We start from the raw sequence: 15688 nt of genomic DNA on the forward strand, positions 1-15688 counted from the left end.
GGTGTCATTCTCCAGATCAAACGGGCATCTGCTCGATGACACGCCGCCTTGACCCCTAGGATTCCCTCTATCACCTCACCGGTCTCTTTCGACAGGAACCCCATGAGCGACACTTCCCCCTACGGCTTCGAGCTTGTGCGGCGTGGGTACGACCGCGCTCAGGTGGACGAACGTATCTCCAAGCTCGTCTCCGACCGTGACAGCGCTCTTGCTCGTATCACTGCTCTGGAAAAGCGCATCGAGGAGCTGCACCTCGAGACGCAGAACGCCCAGGCCCAGGTTGCCGACGCCGAGCCGTCGTACGCCGGTCTCGGCGCCCGCGTCGAGAAGATCCTCCGCCTCGCCGAGGAGGAGGCGAAGGACCTCCGCGAGGAGGCCCGTCGCGCCGCCGAGCAGCACCGAGAGCTCGCCGAGTCCGCCGCCCAGCAGGTCCGCAACGACGCCGAGTCGTTCGCCGCCGAGCGCAAGGCCAAGGCCGAGGACGAGGGCGTCCGGATCGTCGAGAAGGCCAAGGGCGAGGCGAGCGCGCTGCGCGCCGAGGCCCAGAAGGACGCGCAGTCCAAGCGCGAGGAGGCGGACGCCCTCTTCGAGGAGACCCGCGCCAAGGCCGCCCAGGCCGCCGCGGACTTCGAGACGAACCTCGCCAAGCGCCGTGAGCAGTCCGAGCGCGACCTGGCCTCGCGGCAGGCGAAGGCGGAGAAGCGGCTCGCGGAGATCGAGCACCGCGCCGAGCAGCTGCGTCTGGAGGCCGAGAAGCTGCGGACCGACGCGGAGCGCCGCGCCCGTCAGACCGTCGAGACGGCGCAGCGTCAGGCCGAGGACATCGTCGCCGACGCGAACGCCAAGGCGGACCGCATCCGCTCGGAGTCCGAGCGGGAGCTCGCGGCGCTCACCAACCGTCGCGACTCCATCAACGCGCAGCTCACCAACGTGCGCGAGATGCTGGCGACGCTCACCGGTGCGGCTGTGGCTGCCGCCGGGACGCCCGCGGAGGACGAGCCGATCAGCCGCGGGGTGCCTGCGCAGCAGACTCGCTGAGGTCGTGGGGGGTCTGCCGGTCCGCTGTGGCTGATCGCGCAGTTCCCCGCGCCCCTTTCAGGGGCGCCCCAGCCCCCTGCCACTCCTAAGTGGCAGGGGGCTTCGTCCCGTTTTAGCGTGGCCGCATGATCGAGCTCGAGGGGTTGACCAAGCGGTACGGCGAGAAGGTGGCCGTCAACAACCTGACCTTCACCGTCCACCCCGGCATCGTCACCGGCTTCCTCGGCCCGAACGGCGCGGGGAAGTCCACGACCATGCGCATGATGCTCGGGCTCGACAACCCGTCGGCCGGCGCGGTCCGCATCGACGGCAGGCACTACTCCCAGCTGAAGGACCCGCTGAAGTACATCGGCGCCCTGCTCGACGCCAAGGCGATGCACGGCGGCCGCAGCGCCTTCAACCATCTGCTCTGCCTCGCCCAGAGCAACGGCATCCCGCGCGCCCGCGTCGACGAGGTCCTCGACACCGTCGGCCTGACCGCCGTCGCCAGGAAGAAGGCCAAGGGCTTCTCGCTCGGCATGGGCCAGCGCCTGGGCATCGCGGGCGCCCTGCTCGGCGACCCCGAGATCCTGATGTTCGACGAGCCGGTCAACGGCCTCGACCCCGAGGGCATCCACTGGATCCGGAACCTGATGAAGTCCCTCGCCGCACAGGGCCGCACGGTCTTCGTCTCCTCCCACCTGATGAGCGAGATGGCGCTCACCGCCGACCACCTCGTCGTCATCGGCCAGGGGCGGCTCCTCGCCGACACCTCCATGTCGGAGTTCATCCGGCAGAACTCGCGCTCGTACGTCCGGCTGCGCTCCCCGCAGCGCGAGCGGCTCCTCGACGTGCTGCACGAGGCGGGCATCACCGCCGTCGAGGCGGGCAACGGCACGCTCGAAGTGGACGGCACACCGGCGGAACGGCTCGGCGAGCTCGCCGCGGCCCATCAGCTCGTCCTGCATGAACTGAGCCCCCAGCAGGCCTCCCTGGAGGAGGCCTTCATGCAGCTCACCGCGGAGTCCGTCGAGTACCACGCGCACTCGGAGCCGGGCCGCGGCGCGGGCACCCCGCCGCCCGCCCCGCCCTCGGCGGGCTGGGGCGACGGCTGGCAGCAGCAGCGGAAGGAGGCCTGAGCGATGGCCGCGACGCAGGTACTGAAGTCGGAGTGGACCAAGATCCGCTCGGTGTCGTCGACCCTCTGGACGCTCGGCCTCGCCGCCGTCGTCACGATCGCGCTCGGGCTGCTGATCAGCATCCTGTCGAAGAACGACTACGACAAGCTCGACGCCAAGGACAAGCTGACCTTCGACCCGACGTACATCAGCTTCGCCGGGATGTCCCTCGGGCAGCTCGCGCTGATCGTCTTCGGGGTGCTCGTCGTCTCGAACGAGTACAGCACCGGCATGATCCGCACCTCGCTCGCGGCGGTCCCCCAGCGCGGCAGCTTCCTGTTCAGCAAGGTCGCCGTCGCCACGCTGCTCGCCCTTGTGGTGGGCCTGGCCACCAGCTTCGTCACGTTCTTCGTGGGACAGGCGATGCTCGGTCCGTACAAGGCGCAGATCGGCGACCCCGGCGTGCTGCGCGCCGTCATCGGCGGCGGGCTCTACATGACGCTCATCGCGATGTTCTCGATGGGCGTCGCCGCGATGCTGCGCAGCCCGATGCTGTCGCTGGGCATCCTGATGCCGTTCTTCTTCCTGATCTCCAACATCCTCGGCAACGTGTCGGCGACGAAGAAGATCGGCCGCTTCCTGCCCGACCAGGCCGGCAACAAGATCATGCAGGTGAAGACGCCGTTCGACGACGACACCCCCTACGGGCCCTGGGGCGGGCTCGCGATCATGGTGGCGTGGGTGGTCGTGGTGCTGCTGGGCGGGTACGTACTGCTGAAGAAGCGGGACGCGTAGCCCGCGGCCGCACCACAGGGGGGCGTGTGACGACGCAGGACCGCGGGCTCGCGGCGCTCGGTCTGGACGGGGTGCCCGCGCTGCGGCCCCTGACCTACCCGGGCGTCCCGGTCACGGAGCCCTCGCTGCTGACCGGCACCGAGCTGCTGCCGCTCCGTGCGCGGCCGGGCGGCCTGGGGGCGTGGTCCGTCGACGGCGCGGCGACCTGTCTGGACGAGGTCCTCGCCGGGCTCGGCCGGGCGCCGGTCGCCGGGCGGCACGCCGTCATCGCCGTGGGCTCGAACGCCTCCCCCGGGCAGGTGTCCCACAAGCTCACCCGCCCCGGCCTGCCGGCCGTCGTGCCGATGGTCCCCGTGCGGCTGCGCGGCATCGGCGTGGGCTGCTCCGCGCACATCGGCCGGGCCGGATACGTGGCGGCCGCCCCCTATCCGGACCCCGCGGCCCGGACCTCCCTCGTCGTCTCCTGGCTGGACGCGGCACAGCTGGCGGCGGTCGACGCCACGGAGCTCCCCCAGTACCGGCGCGTGCGGCTGCCGGGCGTCGCGTACGGCATGGTCCTGCCGTCCGGGGAGACGCTCGACCACGCGTACGTCTACGTCGGCGCGCGCGGTGTCCTCGCCGACCCGGCGACCGGTCTGCCGCGGCCCGGCGGCGGCGACCAGGCGGCGCTGCTCGGCGAGCTCCTGGGCGCGTCCCCCGCGCTGTACGAACTGCTCGGGCCCGACCCGGCGGCCTGGGTGCGGCTGGCCGCCGCCGACCCCGCACTGCGGGCGCGGGGCACCCGGATCTTCGCCGACGAGGGCTGGGTGCTGCCGTGGACCGAGCTGCCGCTGCGCTGAACCCGGTGGCCCCGCCCGCCCCATGGCACGGCATCCGAGGCCCCTGCGGTTTTACTCGCTCTTGGCTGGAACCGTCAGCTCCCCGTTATCCTCCTAACCCTTACGGGGGCGTGTGCCCCGACGTCCTGAACCATTCGATGGGTGCGGAGAATGATCGAGGCAGTCGGCCTGACGAAGCGCTACGGCGACAAGACAGCCGTGTACAACCTTTCCTTCCAGGTGCGACCCGGTACCGTCACCGGCTTCCTCGGGCCGAACGGCTCCGGCAAGTCGACGACCATGCGCATGATCCTCGGGCTCGACGCGCCCACCGCCGGGCAGGTGACGATCGGCGGCTACCCCTACCGGAAGCTGCCGAACGCCCCCCGCCAGGTCGGCGCGCTGCTCGACGCCAAGGCCGTGCACGGCGGCCGGCACGCGCGCAACCACCTGCTCTGCCTGGCGCAGCTCTCCGGCATCCCGGCCCGCCGGGTCGACGAGGTGCTCGGCGTCGTGGGCCTCCAGGACGTGGCGAAGAAGCGCTCCAAGGGCTTCTCGCTCGGCATGGGCCAGCGCCTGGGCATCGCCGCGGCGCTCCTGGGCGACCCGCAGGTGCTGCTCTTCGACGAGCCGGTCAACGGCCTCGACCCCGAGGGCATCCTCTGGGTGCGCAACCTCATGAAGTCGCTCGCCGCCGAGGGCCGGACGGTCTTCGTCTCCTCGCACCTCATGAGCGAGATGGCGCTCACCGCCGAGCACCTGATCGTGATCGGCCGCGGCCAGCTGCTCGCCGACATGAGCGTCAAGGACTTCATCTCGCACAACTCCGCCGACTTCGCGCGGGTGCGGACACCGGACGGCGAGCCGCAGCACCGCGAGAAGCTGACCGCCGCGCTGACCGAGGCGGGCGGCCAGGTGCTGCCCGAGCAGGACGGCGCGCTGCGTGTGACCGGTCTGCCGCTCCCCCGCATCAGCGACCTCGCGCACGGCGCGGACGTCCGGCTGTGGGAGCTCTCGCCGCACCAGGCCTCGCTGGAGGAGGCGTACATGCGGATGACGCAGGGCGCCGTGGACTACCGCTCCACGATCGACCAGCGCGCGGGCCTGCAGCAGCAGATGCCGCCCGGGATGCCGCCCCAGGGCCAGCCGCCGATGCCGATGCCCGGTCAGGGCCAGCCGGGCTGGTACGCCCCGCCGCCGCCCCAGCAGGGCGGTCAGCCCTTCGCGATGCCGCAGCCGGACGGGCAGAACCCTTACGCCGCGGCGCCCCCGCAGGCCCCGGCGCCCCACCAGCAGGCCCCGGCCGCCGCGCCTGCCGCCGCCCCCGACATGACCAAGCGCGACAGCGAGGACCAGCGATGACCACGCCTCCGACTCCGCAGCAGCAGCCGCAGCCGCAGGCACAGCCCCAGCAGGCGTACGCGCAGGCGGGCGTCCCCGCTCCCGGCGGTCCGGCGCACGGCGTCCCCGCGGCCCCCGCGCCGGCCGCCCCCGCGCCGCCCTCCGCCTGGCAGCAGGCGATGAACAACGCGTACACCTCGCCGATCCCGGTCAAGAAGACCCACCTCGGCAACGCACTCTCGTCCGAGTGGACGAAGATCAAGTCGGTCCGCTCGACGATGTGGACCCTGGGCATCTTCCTGCTCCTGGTCGTCGGCATCGGCCTGCTCGCCGTGGCGAACACGCAGTCGAGCGACTACCAGGACATGCCGTTCACCGTGCCGGCCTTCTTCGGCCTGATGCTCGGCCAGATCTGCCTGATCACGCTGGGCGTCCTGGTCACCTCGTCCGAGTACGGCACGGGCATGATCCGCACGACGTTCACCGCGTCCCCGCAGCGCCACCGCGTCCTGCTGGCGAAGATCCTGATCTTCTTCGTGGTCGCCTTCGTCGTCTCCGCGGGCGCCATCCTGCTGGTGGGCCTGGCCGCGTCGGGCGCCCACAGCGGCCCCGAGTCGGGCGACAACCCCTGGATCGGCACGGTCTTCAAGGGCGGTCTGTACGTCTCGCTGCTCGGCGTCCTCGCGCTCGCGGTCGGCTCCATGCTGCGGCACTCGGCGGGCGCCATCACCGCGATGCTCGGCGTGGTCCTGGTGCCGGCGATCCTGCCCGCGTTCCTGATGATCTGGGAGAGCACGCAGAAGCTCGGCGAGAAGATGTCGGACTACAACGCGATCAACTCGCTCGCCATGATCTTCGGCGCGGACGGCGCGGACTCGAACGGCACCTCGCAGCTGGTGCTGCTCGTGGTCGTCACGGCCGTCGCCGTCGCGGGCGCCTTCGCGCTCCTGGAGAAGCGCGACGTATAGGCGCGACGCCTCGCCGTGCGAGGGCTAGTGCCTCGGCGCGTTACGGGACCGCTGCACCCGCGTGGTGCGGCGGTCCTTCGCGTTCCAGCACGCCTTGTGCCAGTGCCTGCGCTCGTCGACGCCCGAGTGCTCGGGCCAGGCCACCACGTGCGCGAGCCCGGAGGGGATCTCCTGGTCGCAGCCGGGGCAGCGGTACCGCTTGCCCGCCGCGCTCGCGCCCGCGACATGGCGCACGCTCCACTCCTCGCCCTGCCAGCTCTCGCTGTTCTGGAAGCCGCCGTAGCGGCCCGACGGTTCCGCGTCCGCGGACGTCCTCGGCTCTCCGGCGCCCTTGGGCCGGTTGCGACGGGGGGACACAGAACACCTCACGGGCTGGACGGCGGTCAGGGGTGTGACCAGCCTACGCGCCCTGTCGAGGGGTACTCGTTGCCCGCCGCCCGCCCCGACTCCGCCCCGCTGCACGGAAAATCCAACAATCTTCATGCCAGGCCGTGCCTTTGGCACGTGTCATGCGTTGTTGCCCGTAGGGGGAGTGCCTGCGTCGGCGTCAAGGAGGCAGGAGTTCGATGCGTGTAGGTAGTTTTGTTCTGGCCGCCCAGTTCCCCGGACAGGGGCAGGGGGAGGCACTGCACCGGGCGGTGCGGTCCGCCGAGGTGGCCGAGGAGGCGGGGCTGGACTCGGTCTGGCTCGCCGAGCACCATTTCGTGCCGTACGGCACATGTCCTTCGGCGGTGACCCTCGCGGCGCTGCTGCTCGGGCGGACGCGGCGGATCCGCGTCGGCACGGCCGTGAGCGTGCTCCCGACCGCGCACCCCGTCGCCCTCGGCGAACAGGCGGCGCTGCTGCACGTCACGTCCGGCGGGCGGTTCTCGCTCGGTGTCGGACGCGGCGGCCCCTGGGTGGACCTGGAGGTCTTCGGGTCCAGTCTGGAGGCGTACGAGAAGGGGTTCCCGGAATCCCTCGACCTGCTGCTCAAGTGGCTGAACGAGCCCCGGGTCGAGGGCTCGGGCGAGCGGTACTCCTTCCGCGAGGTGGCCGTCGTGCCCCGCCCGCAGGAGGCGCTCAACGGCCAGGGCGACAGCGGCCCCGAAGTCGTCGTCGCGTGCACCTCGCCGTCCAGCGTGCGGCTCGCGGCGGAGCGCTGTCTTCCCATGCTGCTCGGCATGCACGTGGGCGACGACGAGAAGGCCGAAATGGTGGCCTTGTGGAATCGGCGGGCGCGTGCTGCCGGGCACACACCCGAGGAGATCGCCGGCGCCGCCCACGTGTCCGCGGGCGTCGCACAGATCGCCGACCGGCGCGTGGAGGCCGCCGAGACCTTACAGAAGGCGATGCCCGGCTGGCTGAAGCAGGGGCTGGACGCCCATGTGACGGTCGACGGCCGCCACCGCGCCATGCGGGACCCGCAGGCCTACACCGAGCTGCTCTGCGGGCTGCACCCCGTGGGCACCCCGCAGGTGTGCGCGGACCGCATCGCCGCCACCTCGGAGCGCACCGGCATCACGCGCTTCGCGCTGCTCGTGGAGGGCTCGGGCGACCTCGCGGCCACGGAGGAGAACGTACGGAGGCTGGGCGCGGAAGTGCTGCCCCAGCTCGCCTGAGAACCCACTGTCGTCCTGCGGAGCTGCCGCTCCGGACTGAACCACCTCCCGCGTACGGAGCGGCAGCAACAAGCGTCAGCAGTCCCGCAGTTCGGGCGACTGATTGAGCAGCTGGCCCCTGATCGAGGTGAAGCGGGCGAGCCGGTCGTCAACCGCCGGGTCGAGCGGGAACACCGCTACACGGTGACAGTTCTGGAATGCCAGACGCACACCGAAGTGCCGCTGCAGAGCTCCGCGAATCGCGTCACTCGCGAGCGCGCGCAGCAGCTGGCCACGTGCCTGCTCGTCCGGCGGCGGAGTCTGGTTGTCGGCGAACTCTCCGCCGTCGACCTTCAGCTGAGCCACCAGGGAGCTGATCATCTCCCACGCGTAGGGCAGGGAGGTCCGGACGCAGTCGACGAATGCTGCTTCGTCCACCTCGCCTCGCTCGGCCTGTTCCAACAGTGCCGGTGAGACGTCGAGCGACATGGGTTCTCCTCTCGCACCCCCGCGGAGCGGGGGCTTACGGACAGGGAGGGAAATCGCATACGCAGCGTGCACGGATGACGACCTCCCGCTTACTACGGTAGGCATCGGGCGGTGACCGCACCAGGAGATTGGGCACACAACCGGCCAGGATCGAACACGGCCATCGACGGACAAGTCGCGTGCCCCCGGAGCGGGGGTGGAGGGTGGTGGACGGGGGAATCGCGTGCACTGCCCCGAGTCGAGTAGCGTTGCGCCCCATGCGTCTCGTCATCGCCCGTTGCTCCGTGGACTACGCGGGCCGGCTCACCGCCCACCTCCCGTCGGCCCCCCGTCTGATCCTTGTGAAGGCGGACGGCAGTGTGTCCATCCACGCCGACGACAGGGCCTACAAACCCCTGAACTGGATGTCACCGCCCTGCACATTGAAGGAGGGTTCGGGGGACGACGCCGGCGTCTGGACCGTCGTGAACAAGGCGGGCGAGAAACTCATCATCACGATGGAGGAGATCCTGCACGACTCCTCGCACGAACTGGGCGTGGACCCGGGCCTCATCAAGGACGGCGTGGAAGCACACCTTCAGGAGCTCCTGGCCGACCGGATCGAGACACTGGGAGAGGGATATTCACTCATCCGTCGCGAGTACATGACGGCGATCGGCCCGGTGGACATCCTCTGCCGCGACGCCGACGGGCAGACCGTCGCCGTCGAGATCAAGCGGCGCGGCGAGATCGACGGCGTCGAACAGCTCACCCGCTACCTGGAGTTGTTGAACCGCGACCCGCACCTGGCGCCCGTCAAGGGCATCTTCGCCGCCCAGGAGATCAAGCCGCAGGCCCGCGTCCTCGCCACGGACCGCGGCATCGGCTGCGCCGTCCTGGACTACGACGCGCTGCGCGGCATCGAGGACGACAAGCTGCGGCTGTTCTGATCTCCGCGCGGAGGGGCGTACGACAGAGAAGGGGGCCGGGTCCTGATGGACCCGGCCCCCTTCGTGCTGCCGCGTGTCAGGCCGAAGCCGACGCCGAAGACCCCGATCCGCTCGGGGAGTCCGCCGGGCCGCTCGCCGAGGTCGAGGTGTTCGGCGAGGAGGGCGGGAGGTTGCTCGTCTGCGGGGACGACGGCTGGTCCGTCGGCTCCGTGGGCTTGTCCGTGGGCTCCGTCGGCTTGTCCGTCGGCTCGGTGGGCTTGTCCGTCGGCTCCGTCGGCTTGTCCGTGGGCTTGTCGGTCGGCTTGTGCGTCGGCTTGTCGGTGGGCTTGTCCGTCGGCTTCTGAGTGGGCTTGTCGGACGGCTGACCCGACGGCTCCCCGCTGCCGCTCGGCTCGTCCGACGGCTCGCCGCTTTCGGTCGGCTCCGGGTCGTCCGACGTGCCGACCACGCCGTCCTTGCCCGGGTCGTCGGGGCGGCTCGTGGAGTCCTTCTGCGGCTTGTCGGCGGTCAGTCCGCCGCCGTCGCGGTCCTCCTTCGCCGACTGCTCCGTCTTGACCTTGTCGCTCGCGGGCGGGTCGTCGTTGTCGGACGTGGCGCCGAGCGTGACGACGGTGCCGAGGACGGCGGCGAGCAGGGCTCCCGCACCCGCCGCGACGAGGTTGCGCCGGGTGCCGCTGATGATGGAGCGGCGGCTCGGTGCCGCGCCCTGCCCCTGCCGGGCACCCGCCGCGGCGGCGGGGGTGACGCGGCTGGTGACCAGGGTGTCCGGTTCCGCGGGCGGCTCGGGCTGCGCGAAGGCCGCGGGGACGCCGCCGGGGGGCGACGCCGACTCCTCGTAGCGCGCGTCGGGGACTTCTTCGGCGCCGGCCGTGCTCCCGCCGGGCAGCGCGCCGCCCGAGCGGTCGGCGACCAGCGCGAGGGCCCGGCGCCCGGAGATCATGCCGCGCTTGTCGGCGAGCGCGCCGCGCAGACCTATGGAGGCCTCCAGCTCGGCGCGGGCCCGGTCGAGCTGTCCGCCGCAGAGCGCGAGGATCCCCAACTCGTGGTGGAAGTACGCCTCTTCGGCGACCTCTCCGGCGTTGCGCGCCGCCTCCTGGCCGGACCGCAGGGCGCGTTCCCAGGCGCCCCAGTCGAGTCCGCCGGCGAAGGCGGGCGCGGCGGTGCGGGCCAGCAGCACGGCGGTGCCGCTCTCCGGGGTGACCAGAGCGCTGAGCGCGGCCTGCACGGCGTCCGCCTCGGCGGCGACCCGCTCCGGGGTGACGGAGGGGTGTCCGGCCCACCAGGCGTAGTGCTGGGCGGCGGTGCGGGCGTGGTCGGCGGCGTCGTCCGCGTACCCGGCGGTCTCCAGCTGGGTGCGCACGCCTGCGGCGAGGCGGTAGTGCGCGCCGACCGGGGTGACCAGGGCGCAGCCGACCAGCTCGGCGAGGGCCGCGTCCGCGTGGGTGTCGCCGACCAGGGCCGGCAGGTGGGCCTGGTGCGGCAGTTCGCCGCCGAGCGCGACGGCGAACTTGAGGGTGGCGCGGGCGGACGGGCTCAGGCGCGAGGCGAGCAGGGCCGCGGGCGCGGCTCCGTCGGCGAGCGAGGGCAGCGGGATGGCGTGCCCGGCCTCGGCGTCGAAGGGCGCGTCGACCGGGGTGTCGCCGAAGTAGCCGTGCTCCTCGAAGGCGTGCGGGTCGGCGCTCAGCTGGTCGCGCTGGCGGAGCAGGGCGCCCGCCTGCACGAAGCGCAGCGGCAGGCCCTCGGACTCGAACCACAGGTCGCCCGCCCAGTTGGCCTCCTCGTCGTCGAGGACCCGGCCGACGGCGCGCTCCAGGAGTTCGAGGCCGCCGCCGCGGCCGAGGCCGCCGAGGAAGACCTCTTCGAGGTGGCAGTCGGCGGAGGGCGCGGCGACGTCGGGCGTCGCGGAGACGAGGAACGCGCACTCGGGGGTGGCGTCGAGCAGCTCCTGAAGGGCCGCGCCGCCGAACTCCAGGTCGTCCAGGACGACGACGGCGCCGATCTCGTGGACGAATTCGAGCAGGAGGGCGCGGTCGGGGCGGTGCAGCGGCGCGTTGTGGACGGTCGCGAAGAGGTCGTGGAGCAGTTCGGCGGGCGTCTTGCGGTACCCGGACAGACGCACGACGCCGTCGGGCGCGAGGTCCGCGCAGTCATCGGCGACGGCGTTCAGGAGCGTCGTGCGGCCCGATCCGGCGGGCCCGGTGAGTCGTACGGAGCGGCCGCGCGCGAGGAGCCGCACGAGGCGCTCACGCTCCTCCTGGCGCTCCAGGAGCGGCAGCCGGGGCAGCGCGGGCCCCGGCGGCACGGGCGGCAGCGAGGCGCGGCGCAGCTCGGCGCGCTCGGCGCCGGTGCGCTTGGTGGGGCGCGCGGGCCGCTCGCCGGGCGGGCAGGGCTCGATCTCGCTGCCGTCGACGGGATTGACCGTGAGCAGGAAGTCGCCCGAGACGAGCTGGACGGTGCGGGCCAGTGCGGGTGCGGGCTGGCCGAAGTCGGGCGTCATGGGTTCGCGCGGCGGCTGCCCGGGGCGCGCCGCATCGTCGTCGTCGATGCCGTCGTGGCCGTACTCTTCCGGTCCCCGGTTCATCGGGTCCATGGTCTTAGCCCCCCAGATGCGTGGTGTGCAGAGCCCCCTCCGGCCTTCGTGCACACTGCGCTGTCGCTTCTGGTCCGGCGCCCCCGTGCGGGTTCGTATATCGGTGGGCGACCGAACCCTAGACCTTCGCTCAGTATCTACGAGAGGGCGGGGTACCGCCCCGTCCGAGACGTCACAGGTTCGTGAGGATTGTGCGCTCTCGGCCCTTGTGGGCCGACCCGCTCAGACCCTGGGGAGTGATTCGACTCCGATGCCGCCCTCGATGGCGAGGATGCGGTGCAGCCTCGTCGCGACGAGCAGGCGCTGCATCTGCGGCGGCACGTGGCGCAGGACGAGTCTGCGTCCGCACCGCCCGGCGCGGCGGTGCGCGCCCATGATCACGCCGAGTCCCGTGGCGTCCCACGAGTCGAGTTCGGAGAGGTCGAGCACCAGGTCGCCGGCGCCGTCGTCGACGGCCGAGTGCAGGACCGTACGGGCGTCCGCCGCGCTGCGTACGTCGAGGCGTCCCCCGACGACCAGCTGGGCCTGGTCGCCCCTGATGTGCATATGCGCTCCCCGAGAGTGCTGAGTCTGCTGTGACGTGTGTTCCGTATGGCGTCTGCGTATGTCACTGCAACTGACTGCCGCGTGGGCAAGGAAGTTGCCGTCTGTAAGCGAACCGATACCGAATTCACTCCGAGGGGTGACCCACGAGGCGTCTCAACGTCAGACGAGGCGTCAGACGGCGTACGTCAGTGCTGTTTCAGTGCTTGTAGAACCCCTGCCCGCTCTTGCGCCCGATGTCACCGGCGTCAACCATCCGGCGCATCAGCTCCGGCGGCGCGAACTTCTCGTCCTGCGACTCCGTGTAGATGTTCTCGGTGGCGTGCAGCAGGATGTCGACGCCGGTGAGGTCGGCGGTCGCGAGCGGGCCCATGGCGTGCCCGAAGCCGAGCTTGCAGGCGATGTCGATGTCCTCGGCGGTGGCGACGCCCGACTCGTAGAGCTTGGCGGCCTCGACGACGAGCGCGGAGATCAGACGGGTCGTCACGAAGCCGGCGACGTCGCGGTTGACGACGATGCAGGTCTTGCCGACGGACTCGGCGAACTCCCGGGTGCGGGCGAGGGTCTCGTCGCTGGTCTTGTAGCCGCGGACGAGCTCGCAGAGCTGCATCATCGGCACGGGCGAGAAGAAGTGGGCGCCGACCACGCGCTCCGGGCGCTCCGTCACGGCCGCGATCTTGGTGATCGGGATGGCGGAGGTGTTGGAGGCGAGCACGGCGTCGTCGCGCACGAGCTTGTCGAGCGTGCGGAAGATCTCGTGCTTGACCTCCAGCTTCTCGAACACGGCCTCGACGACGACGTCCGCGTCGGCGACGGCGTCCAGGTCGGTGGTGGTGGTGATGCGGCCGAGGGCGGCCTCGGCGTCGTCGGCGGCGAGCTTGCCCTTGCTCACGAACTTCTCGTACGACGCCTTGATCCCGTCGGTGCCACGGGTCAGTGCCTCGTCGGTGACGTCGCGCAGGACGACGTCCCAGCCCGCCTGGGCGGAGACCTGAGCGATGCCGGACCCCATGAGTCCGGCTCCGATGACGGCGAGCTTCCGTGCCACTGTTCCGACTCCCCTACCGCTTATCACGCTTGGCTTACACGCTGTTTACGTTTGCCTCTTCGGCGCACGTTAGCGGTCGTGAGCGCGCCTGTGACCGTGAAGAGATGCGCGTCACGTCTCAGATGACGGACATCACACTGGTACGGCTCATTCGGCGCCGCGCACCGCGTAGTTGAGGACCTTCTCGCTGAGGAGCTCCTCCATCTCGTCCAGCAGCCCGAGGGCCTCGCGGGAGACCTCGGCGGGGGCGCGGCGCTCGGACATCTCGTCGCCGATCCAGGCCATGAGGGTGCTGTGCACCCAGGAGAGCTGGCCGGCGATCAGGCCGGGCAGCGGGTCGCCGTCGGCCGCGTCCGTCTCCTTGGCGAGGGTCGTGGTGAGGTTGTCGAGGGCCTCCTGCTGGATGGCCCACAGGCGGGAGCGCAGGGCGTGCGCCTCGGTGATGACCTTCATGAAGTCGGCCCAGCCGGGGAAGAGCCCGACGGCCGGCGAGACGCACTCCACGTCGGTGCGCAGCTCGCGCAGGACCGCGGCGGCGGCGGACTCGCCCGCGCGGCGGCCGCGCACATGACGGGAGAGCCGGTCGACGATGTCGCCGCCCCGGTCGAGGAAGAGGTCCTCCTTCGCCGGGAAGTAGTTGTAGACCGTGTTGACGGAGACGTCCGCGGCCTCCGCGATCTCCGCGATGGTCACCGCGTTGAAGCCGCGCTCCAGGAAGAGCCCCGTCGCGACGTCCGAGATCCGCTGCTTGGTCTGGCGCTTCTTGCGCTCCCTGAGCCCTTCAGTCATGCGCCCATCGTAGGCGTCATTGGCCATCCCCAAATTTTGCCTCACATGAAAACTTGGTGGCATTGCAAAATTTTAGCGACTCTGTTTTTGTGGTCGTCATGGCAATCATCAGGACCTCCGGGCTCGCCCGGACCTTCCAGACCAAGACGGGCCCGGTGGAGGCGGTGCGCGGCATCGACCTGCACGTCGAGCCCGGCGAGATCCTCGGCCTCCTCGGGCCGAACGGCGCGGGCAAGACCACCACGCTGCGGATGCTGACCACGCTGCTCCCGCCGACCGGCGGCACCGCGACCGTCGCCGGGCACGACCTGGCCGCTGACCCGGCCGGCGTGCGGAGCAGGATCGGCTACGTGGCCCAGTCCGGAGGCGTCGACCTGAGCGTCTCCGTACGCGAGGAACTCATCACCCAGGGCCGGCTCTACCGCCTGACGAAGCCTCAGGCGCTCGCGCGCGCCGAGGAGCTGGCCGTCGACCTCGGCCTCACCGACCTGCTGGAGCGGCCCTGCGCGGCACTCTCCGGCGGCCAGCGCAGGCGGCTCGACATCGCCATGGGACTCACCCACCGGCCCGAGGTGCTCTTCCTGGACGAGCCGACCACGGGGCTGGACCCGGGCAGCCGGGCCGACCTGTGGCGCCTGGTGCGGCAGCTGCGCGACGAGCACGGCACGACGGTCCTCCTCACCACGCACTACCTCGACGAGGCCGACGCGCTCTCCGACCGCCTGGTCGTCGTCGACCAGGGCGTCGTCGCCGCCGAGGGCACACCCGGCGCGCTCAAGCTCCGGTACGGCGGCTCGATCGACGCCTCGCTCCAGGACGCCTTCCTCGCCATCACCGGGCGCGCGATCGCCCCCAAGGACACGGCGCCCGTCGCCGTCTGAGACCCCAGGACCGACTCCATGCCCGCACTGCTCTCCGACACCGCGCTGATCTTCGGGCGGTACGCCCGGCAGACCCTGCGCTCCAAGTTCCAGATCCTCTTCGGCGTCCTCACGCCCCTGCTCTACCTGCTCTTCTTCGGGCCGCTGCTCACCGATCTGCCGCTCGCCTCGCGAGGTGACTCCTGGCAGGTGCTCGTGCCGGGGCTGCTGCTCCAACTCGGCCTGTTCGGCGCCACGTTCAGCGGCTTCGCGCTCATCATCGAGAAGCAGTTCGGCGTGGTGGAGCGGATGCGCGTGACGCCCGTCAGCCGGCTCGCGCTGCTGCTCGGGCGGATCCTGCGCGACGCCGCCCTCTTCGTCTTCCAGTCGGTGCTGCTGGTGCTCGCCGCGGTGGTGATGGGGCTGCGGGCGCCGCTCGCCGGGGTCCTCATCGGCTTCGCGTTCGTGGCGCTGCTGGCCGCGGGGCTCGCCGCGCTCTCGTACGCGCTGGCCATGAAGGTCGCCAAGGCGCACGAGTTCGGCCCGGCGGTGAACGCCATCAGCATGCCCGCGATGCTCCTGTCGGGCCTGATGCTGCCGATGGCGCTCGCGCCCACCTGGCTGGACGTGCTCTCCCACTTCATGCCGTTCCGCTATCTGGTGGACGCGGTGCGGGCCGGGTACGTGGGCCAGTACGCGACGACGACCATGCTCTACGGCGTCCTGGTGGCGATCGCCTTCGTGCTGCTGTCCGTGACGGTGGGCACACGTGTCTTCCGCAGGGCCGGGGCGTAACTACGCTG

At 71.3% G+C, this 15688-nt stretch carries 16 protein-coding genes; 10 read left to right on the forward strand and 6 right to left on the reverse strand.

Features of this window, described 5'->3' with window-relative positions; genetic code table 11:
- The first annotated feature begins 102 nt into the window (after positions 1-102).
- The 6 genes from AB0L89_RS08985 to AB0L89_RS09010 all read left to right on the forward strand — a co-directional run bounded on the left by AB0L89_RS08985 (position 103) and on the right by AB0L89_RS09010 (position 6057).
- A complete protein-coding gene (locus AB0L89_RS08985) occupies positions 103-1038 on the forward strand; it encodes a hypothetical protein (protein WP_055700062.1) in 936 nt (311 codons plus the stop codon).
- A gap of 125 nt (positions 1039-1163) precedes the next feature.
- A complete protein-coding gene (locus tag AB0L89_RS08990; protein ID WP_365136638.1) occupies positions 1164-2156 on the forward strand; it encodes an ABC transporter ATP-binding protein in 993 nt (330 codons plus the stop codon).
- A gap of 3 nt (positions 2157-2159) precedes the next feature.
- Entirely contained in the window at positions 2160-2930 is a 771-nt protein-coding gene (locus tag AB0L89_RS08995) for an ABC transporter permease (protein WP_365136641.1), read from the forward strand.
- A gap of 26 nt (positions 2931-2956) precedes the next feature.
- On the forward strand, positions 2957-3769 hold the full coding sequence (locus tag AB0L89_RS09000) for a hypothetical protein (protein WP_365136644.1): 813 nt from the start codon (positions 2957-2959) through the stop codon (positions 3767-3769).
- Positions 3770-3919: 150 nt separating this feature from the next.
- The gene (locus AB0L89_RS09005) at positions 3920-5110 is read left to right on the forward strand and encodes an ABC transporter ATP-binding protein (RefSeq protein ID WP_365136647.1); all 1191 of its coding nucleotides are present in this window, start codon (positions 3920-3922) and stop codon (positions 5108-5110) included.
- A 158-nt stretch (positions 5111-5268) separates the two neighbouring features.
- Positions 5269-6057, forward strand: coding sequence for an ABC transporter permease (locus AB0L89_RS09010; RefSeq protein ID WP_365137210.1), 789 nt, complete (start codon positions 5269-5271; stop codon positions 6055-6057).
- Positions 6058-6081: 24 nt separating this feature from the next.
- Here the strand turns inward: AB0L89_RS09010 and AB0L89_RS09015 are convergent, their stop codons facing one another.
- Positions 6082-6414, reverse strand: a complete 333-nt coding sequence (locus AB0L89_RS09015) for an ATP/GTP-binding protein (RefSeq protein ID WP_365136650.1) — start codon at positions 6412-6414, stop codon at positions 6082-6084.
- 209 nt (positions 6415-6623) lie between these two features.
- Here AB0L89_RS09015 and AB0L89_RS09020 point away from each other — a divergent pair, with 209 nt between their 5' ends.
- Positions 6624-7658, forward strand: coding sequence for an LLM class flavin-dependent oxidoreductase (locus AB0L89_RS09020; RefSeq protein WP_365136653.1), 1035 nt, complete (start codon positions 6624-6626; stop codon positions 7656-7658).
- 75 nt (positions 7659-7733) lie between these two features.
- Here the strand turns inward: AB0L89_RS09020 and AB0L89_RS09025 are convergent, their stop codons facing one another.
- On the reverse strand, positions 7734-8126 hold the full coding sequence (locus AB0L89_RS09025) for an SCO5389 family protein (protein ID WP_062774080.1): 393 nt from the start codon (positions 8124-8126) through the stop codon (positions 7734-7736).
- A gap of 257 nt (positions 8127-8383) precedes the next feature.
- Between AB0L89_RS09025 and nucS the strand changes: the two genes are divergently transcribed.
- A complete protein-coding gene (nucS, locus tag AB0L89_RS09030; protein WP_055696824.1) occupies positions 8384-9055 on the forward strand; it encodes an endonuclease NucS in 672 nt (223 codons plus the stop codon).
- 76 nt (positions 9056-9131) lie between these two features.
- On the opposite strand, the gene AB0L89_RS09035 is transcribed toward nucS, so the two are convergent.
- The 4 genes from AB0L89_RS09035 to AB0L89_RS09050 form a co-directional block, all read right to left on the reverse strand.
- On the reverse strand, positions 9132-11645 hold the full coding sequence (locus AB0L89_RS09035) for an ATP-binding protein (protein ID WP_365136657.1): 2514 nt from the start codon (positions 11643-11645) through the stop codon (positions 9132-9134).
- A gap of 222 nt (positions 11646-11867) precedes the next feature.
- On the reverse strand, positions 11868-12191 hold the full coding sequence (locus tag AB0L89_RS09040; protein ID WP_055696792.1) for an STAS domain-containing protein: 324 nt from the start codon (positions 12189-12191) through the stop codon (positions 11868-11870).
- 196 nt (positions 12192-12387) lie between these two features.
- A complete protein-coding gene (locus AB0L89_RS09045; protein WP_365136661.1) occupies positions 12388-13236 on the reverse strand; it encodes a 3-hydroxyacyl-CoA dehydrogenase family protein in 849 nt (282 codons plus the stop codon).
- Positions 13237-13383: 147 nt separating this feature from the next.
- Complete coding sequence (locus AB0L89_RS09050) at positions 13384-14025, reverse strand: TetR/AcrR family transcriptional regulator (RefSeq protein WP_365136664.1); 642 nt, start codon at positions 14023-14025, stop codon at positions 13384-13386.
- Between the two features lie 98 nt (positions 14026-14123).
- Between AB0L89_RS09050 and AB0L89_RS09055 the strand changes: the two genes are divergently transcribed.
- Positions 14124-14906 carry an ATP-binding cassette domain-containing protein gene (locus tag AB0L89_RS09055; protein WP_365136667.1) on the forward strand — a complete coding sequence of 261 codons (783 nt, stop codon included), beginning with the start codon at positions 14124-14126 and terminating at the stop codon, positions 14904-14906.
- An 18-nt stretch (positions 14907-14924) separates the two neighbouring features.
- Positions 14925-15680 (forward strand): ABC transporter permease, encoded by a 756-nt coding sequence (locus AB0L89_RS09060; protein ID WP_365136670.1) that lies wholly within the window; start codon positions 14925-14927, stop codon positions 15678-15680.
- Positions 15681-15688 lie beyond the last annotated feature (8 nt).

Source organism: Streptomyces sp. NPDC052114, assembly GCF_040680155.1.
GTDB lineage: Bacteria > Actinomycetota > Actinomycetes > Streptomycetales > Streptomycetaceae > Streptomyces.

Excerpts from the sequence above, each read along its gene's own strand:
- AB0L89_RS08985 (WP_055700062.1), top strand. The coding sequence starts at position 103 with ATGAGCGACACTTCCCCCTACGGCTTCGAGCTTGTGCGGCGTGGGTAC.
- AB0L89_RS08990 (WP_365136638.1), top strand. The coding sequence starts at position 1,164 with ATGATCGAGCTCGAGGGGTTGACCAAGCGGTACGGCGAGAAGGTGGCC.
- AB0L89_RS08995 (WP_365136641.1), top strand. The coding sequence starts at position 2,160 with ATGGCCGCGACGCAGGTACTGAAGTCGGAGTGGACCAAGATCCGCTCG.
- AB0L89_RS09005 (WP_365136647.1), top strand. The coding sequence starts at position 3,920 with ATGATCGAGGCAGTCGGCCTGACGAAGCGCTACGGCGACAAGACAGCC.
- AB0L89_RS09010 (WP_365137210.1), top strand. The coding sequence starts at position 5,269 with ATGAACAACGCGTACACCTCGCCGATCCCGGTCAAGAAGACCCACCTC.
- AB0L89_RS09020 (WP_365136653.1), top strand. The coding sequence starts at position 6,624 with ATGCGTGTAGGTAGTTTTGTTCTGGCCGCCCAGTTCCCCGGACAGGGG.
- AB0L89_RS09025 (WP_062774080.1), bottom strand. The coding sequence starts at position 8,126 with ATGTCGCTCGACGTCTCACCGGCACTGTTGGAACAGGCCGAGCGAGGC.
- nucS (WP_055696824.1), top strand. The coding sequence starts at position 8,384 with ATGCGTCTCGTCATCGCCCGTTGCTCCGTGGACTACGCGGGCCGGCTC.
- AB0L89_RS09035 (WP_365136657.1), bottom strand. The coding sequence starts at position 11,645 with ATGGACCCGATGAACCGGGGACCGGAAGAGTACGGCCACGACGGCATC.
- AB0L89_RS09040 (WP_055696792.1), bottom strand. The coding sequence starts at position 12,191 with ATGCACATCAGGGGCGACCAGGCCCAGCTGGTCGTCGGGGGACGCCTC.
- AB0L89_RS09050 (WP_365136664.1), bottom strand. The coding sequence starts at position 14,025 with ATGACTGAAGGGCTCAGGGAGCGCAAGAAGCGCCAGACCAAGCAGCGG.
- AB0L89_RS09055 (WP_365136667.1), top strand. The coding sequence starts at position 14,124 with ATGGCAATCATCAGGACCTCCGGGCTCGCCCGGACCTTCCAGACCAAG.
- AB0L89_RS09060 (WP_365136670.1), top strand. The coding sequence starts at position 14,925 with ATGCCCGCACTGCTCTCCGACACCGCGCTGATCTTCGGGCGGTACGCC.